The 5,425-nt window shown below is 58.3% G+C and carries 3 protein-coding genes; all 3 read right to left on the bottom strand.

The annotated features are described in order from the left end of the window. On the bottom strand, positions 1-1,832 hold a 1,832-nt coding region (locus H5U38_10800; protein MBC7187512.1), incomplete at its 3' end, for a DEAD/DEAH box helicase family protein. Positions 1,833-1,834: 2 nt separating this feature from the next. Then, positions 1,835-3,598, bottom strand: a complete 1,764-nt coding sequence (locus H5U38_10805; GenBank protein MBC7187513.1) for a DUF262 domain-containing protein — start codon at positions 3,596-3,598, stop codon at positions 1,835-1,837. 3 nt (positions 3,599-3,601) lie between these two features. Beyond that, on the bottom strand, positions 3,602-5,425 hold a 1,824-nt coding region (locus H5U38_10810; protein ID MBC7187514.1), incomplete at its 5' end, for a site-specific DNA-methyltransferase.

Genomic DNA, 5,425 nt, shown 5'->3' on the forward strand with positions numbered 1-5,425 from the left:
GTCTCCAGCAGGCCGATGTGCCGGGGATGCGAGCCTGGCAGCGCAGACGAGCGTTTCAGGCTCATGCCCTTGCCCTTCAGACGCACGCCCCGGCCGAAGAGCTGGATGATCTGGGAGCCTTCCTGCCGGCCGATGTTGAGCAAGCCCATGGCGGAAACGCGCCATGAATTCCAGCCTTCCATGAATTTCTTGGCGCCGATCAACACGTGGATGCGGGAGTCCGGCCGGTTGATGTCGTCAAAGAGCGAGCCGCTGATGGCTTCCTCTTCAATAGTGATCTCTGGAGCCTGTTCGCCAACCAGTTTCTTGAAGGCCGACGTATCGCCGATGTAGATGAGGCCGAAGTAGTCATCCGCCCCGGCGGCCTTTAGGCCGATTTCGCCCTGGCTACCACGGATGTCGGCCAGATGCAGCCCGCCGCCCCCCGCCGTGTGGAACACCCGACGCAGCATATCGCTGTAAAGCGCCGCGGGCGTCTCCCCCAGTTCGGTCAGGTACTTGAAGCGTTCCAGGAACACGTCCGAACCATCGGGCGCGACCAAACCACTCTTGCCCGCTAGCAGGTTCTTAATGGTTCCCACCGCCCAAGAGCGGTCTTGTAACACTTTGTGGAGAAACCGGGCGACGGTCAACACATCGCTGCGCTTTTGCCCCTGCCGGGTGTAAACGGCGTTGACCGTGCTGCCCACGAAAACCCACAGCGGTTTTTCCAGATTGTGGGGACGCAGTTCGTCGCGGTGTTCCTGGTACAGGCGCAACTGCTCGTAAAACGAAAGCAGGTTGCCCAAAAGCAGGATGTAAGTTTGCTCCTGGTTCGTATCGTCCCGCAGGTTGAGGATGCGAAAGTCCTTGCCGAAGCCGTCGCCGTAGAAGTAGCGGTAGGAGTAGTCGAAGAGGATGGCCTTGCCGTATTCTTTCGTCAGCTCGTCGTCGCCGGCCGCCGAAAGGGCCTGCCCGAAGGTGGCGCTGTACTCAAAGGTGAAGCCGGTCTCGCCCAGCGCGTCGCGGTAGCCACGCCACGCCTGTCCTCCGGCCCCCTTGTGCCCTTCGTCCACGAAGATCAGGTTGCGCCCCTCGAAGGCTTCCACCGGCACGCTGACGCCGCCACCGCGCTTTTCCTCCACCAGTTTGGTGATCTCCAGCACCTGCACTTCGTTGGGTTGGCGAAACAACCCGCTCTGGTTCAGGTCAAAGCGCCGTGCCGGGATGCCCGAAAGTTCCAGTTCCTGCAGATGCTGTTCCGAAAGCCCTTCGTTGGGGGTGATGAGCAGGATGTTGTCCAGGGGCTCGCGGTGGTAATGCAAAAACTGATAGTAGTTCAGGTGCAGGAGGAGCGTCTTGCCGCTGCCGGTGGCCATCCAGTAGGCCAGTTTGGTCAGGTCGTCCGCGGTGAAGGGTTCATCCTCTGGTTCGCCCGGCAGTTTGCGGGCATTGCGCTGTCGCACAAAGTCGTTCAGGTTGTCCAGAAGTTGGGCCTTGTGGTTGAACAAGCGGTCGAGCACGATCTCCGTGTACAGGGCGGCCAGATGCTGAAAGTAGCGCAAAGTGATGGGCTCCGGCCGGTGGCGGTTGATGCGCTCCAGATGCCGGCGGATGTTCTCGTCGTAGCGCGCCAGGTCCTCTTCGGGGATCTTGACCTCACTACCGCGGGCCAGCAGGTGGTGGTACAGGTGGCTATGGCCGTCGGACGCGTAGCCCTCGGCCACATCCTTGCAGTCCTCCAGCAGGGCCTTGTTGCTCTCGTAGCCGAACAGGCCGTTGAGCCAGGCCAAAAGCACCAGGCGATGTTCCAGTTTGGTGTATTGCTGGATGCCGTTCGAAATCCGCGCCATTGTCAATCGGTTCCCTGTAGTTGCAAGAATCCGCGCCGAATGACGTTGGCCATGCGCTTCCGACGTTCTTCCAAGAACGTCTGATAGTCCATTTCGTACCACCGCTCCGGGAGCGCGTGCAAGTCGTACATCTCACGAAGTTCTTCGACGGAGAATCGCCGCTCCATGTCGGGCACGTATTCCCTAGGAGGTTGGTCGGAGACCCTGATGTTGTCGCTCCACTCCACGAGGGCATAGTTGGCAGCCTGATTGATCAGGCGCCGTTCTTTGATCCCGATGCGTTGCAAATAGCGGCGGGGGAAGAGATGATGCCGCTCAAGCGCTGCTTTCTTTGCTTTTGTAGACGGGTCGAGCAGTTCTGCCACCTTCATCTTTGAATACAACACCGGTGCATTCAGCAAGCGAAGCGCTGCGTAGTAGGCGAATTGGCCGGTGCTTTGGGCAGCAGCCGTCTCCAGCTCGCTGGGTAAGGTGACCTCCCAATAGTCCCGCGTCAGAACAGCATCAATCTGCTGATCCAGAATGTTCACGAAATCGTCTGCTGTTTTCGCTCCTCGCAAAAGGGCCAGGTCCTGCTCCATCCGTGTTTCCGGCGATCCGGTATAGCGGCCGGTCAGAGCCGCCATGAAGAACCAGCGCGCCATCACCTCGCGCAGACGGTACGGATCCACTCCGAAATCGCGCTTGCCGATCAGCCAGAGCGCGTAGGTGTAGAGAATCGCCATGCCCGAAGAGATAATCTGCCCGCTGGGATAGCCGGCGCGCCGCAGCACCTTGAGGAATTCATGCCAGTTTTGCAGGTCCAAAGTATAGGCCTGAGCCTCTTGGAGGATTTGAAATTGCCGTTCGCGCTGTTCCACAGAGAATTGCCGCGTCTGCAAATCTTTGCCGCGCAGCAGGGAATAGACATGCTCCAACCGTGCCCGTCGGAAGCCCAGGGCAACACTAACGCGCAACAGTTGATCGGGATTGGGACGCAAGTAGTGATTGTACGGTGAAGGCTGGTTGTCCACAGGTGGTGTCTTGGCCCGGCGACAGAACTCCTCCAGCTCCTTGCGCCCCTCATCCCAGAACACAGACATCAGGGTGAGGATAAAGTCCGCCTGGTTCAGAGGCGTCCCCTTACTGTTGATGCGCACGAAAATCTCGGCCACCCGATCTTCATCCACGGAAGAAGAAACTTCCAGAGCGGTCAGAGGATACTCGATGAGCTTTTGCAATCGGTCGATGGCCACGGCCACCTGTTGCTCATCCTCCGAGGTCAATTCTCTCTTTTCTTTCAATCGCTGAAGATATGCTGTGGTGAAGGCGTAGGTGCTTGTGGAAGGTTCCCACAACTTGCTGATGTCGGCAATCCAAGCAACATCCCTTTCGATGGCTGGGTTGGTAACCTCAAATCTCTCCTCAAGTGGATTGAAAGCGATACGGATCCGTGTGCGGCGGAAGTTCTTGTCAATCACCGGCACGGCCTTAATCACCGCATACAGGGAGGTCAATCGCTGCTGACCGTCCACAATGAGCAGACGGGGGACTTTTTGTTTTTTGTCCTCGCCGATGGTGCGGTGTTCCCCCGGATAGCCGTTTTCCCAGAAGAGCAGGTAGCCGATGGGATAACCGCGGTACATGGAGTCGAAAAGGTCGCGCACCTTGCTGGTGCCCCAGACGAAGGGCCGCTGGATATCCGGCAGGCCGATTTCGCCCATGTCGATGTCTTCCAGTAGTTTTTTCAGGGTGTAATCTACTTTCTTGAAGAGTACGTCGGCCATGACTCAAGCCTCATTCCTCATTCCGAACAGCCGCGCCTTGAAGACGCCGTCCAGCGAGCGCGCACCGGGGATGTACGAATCGCCGTTCGTGAAGACTTCATCCGCGCCTTCGGTCAATCCCTGTCCAGCCACGAAAGCCGCGTCGCGTTCGTAATCCTCTTTCTTCCAGTCCTTGGTCTCCCGCCAGATGACGGCCACCCTGCGCCCGTCGCGCGTCGTGCCGCGGTGCACCAGATAGCGCCGCTCGCCGTCGTAGTGCACCTCTCGCTTCTCTACGTCTAGGCCGATGAGGTAGGCGAAGGTCTCCGGCAGGTCCACGGGTTGCTCGCGGGTTTCGCCGTCGCGGTGGATGCGCAGCTTGTAGAAGAAGGGGGTTTGCAGCTTCTCCACGTCCAGGAAGGTCTCGCTCTTCTTGCTCTCCCAGCGGAGCATGTAGCGCAGCAGGTACTCGTCGCCGAAGAGGGCCAGCGCCTTTTGGCCGTCTTCTTCGTCGAAAGAGATGTTGTTCAGCGCGTCCTCGTAGGACTCCAGGCGGATGACCTTCACAATGCGCGGCCCGCGCTCGAACTCCTTTTGGGTCGCCATGCGCTTGGGCTTGCCGTCCTTCCACTCCGGCGTGAAGGTCACCTTCTTGATGCGCGGCAGGAGCACGGTGTCAAAGTAGTGGCCCATTTCCACCAGGATGAACTTACGCCGCCCGCCGTCCTCGCGGTTAAGATTGATGACCGCATGCCCCGTGGTGCCGGAACCGGCGAAATAATCGACGACAAGGGCATTTTCGCCGTTGTTTCCAGCTCCGATAGTAATCACGCGTTGAAGAAGACGCGTGGGTTTGGGAGTACCGAACACTTGCTCGGATTCCGAGAGCATGCGCTTGAGTTCTTGTTTCCCTTCCTGGTTGTGTCCTACTTCCTTGTAGGTCCAGATGGTGAGGGGCGTAACGCCTTTTTTTGTTTCATAGAGAAAGCGCTTAAGCCGCGGTACGCCGTCCCCGTCCGACCCAAACCAGATGCGGTTATCAGCGATGAGTTTCTCAAGGCGTTCTTTGGAGACACGCCAGCAGTACCCTTTGGGCGGATGCACGACCCTTCCTGATGGCGTGGTGATGGGATAGTCGTATTCTGGAGAGTAGGTTTTTACGGAGAGGTTGTCGGACATCCACGGGCCGCGTGGGTCATTATCCGGGTTTTGGTAGCGCTTGTCCTGCTCCCCCGTGCGTGGTAACAGCCCCGGGCGCCACACTTCCTTTTGCTTCGCAAAAAGTATCAGAAAATCGTGGTTGTCAGAGAGCCATCGCGCATCGTTTTGTGGAGCATACTTTTTCTGCCAGATGATGTTGTTCACGAAGTTATCGGGGCCAAATGGGGTTTCAATCGTTTTCCGAAGCGCATCTTGTTCGCCATCGTCAATGCTCGCAAAAATCGCCCCATCCCCCCGCAGCCACTCTCGCCCCAGCGCCAGGCGATCGTGCATCATCGCCAACCAGCTCGAATGCTGGTAGTTGTCCCGATAGAGAAACTCATCGCTTCCCGTGTTATACGGCGGGTCAATGTAGATGCACTTCACACGCTCCCGGTACTTTTCCAGCAGCAGATTGAGCGCCTGCCAGTTTTCAGAATGCACCAGAAGGCCGTCGGTCATCTCGTCCAGGTTGTCAAACGAAGCCAGCAGGCGGTCGGTGAACTCCGGCGAAAAGTGGCGTGTGTCCAGCACCAGCGTGGGCTGGGTCTGCAGGAAGGCGATGCGGCCTTCCTTGGTTTCCAGGTCGCCGGTGAGCAGATCTTTGGGCATCTCGTGAATGCGGAAAAGCTCCCGCCACTCTTCCCA

The organism is Calditrichota bacterium, assembly GCA_014359355.1.
Classification (GTDB): domain Bacteria; phylum Zhuqueibacterota; class Zhuqueibacteria; order JANLFK01; family Oleimicrobiaceae; genus Oleimicrobium.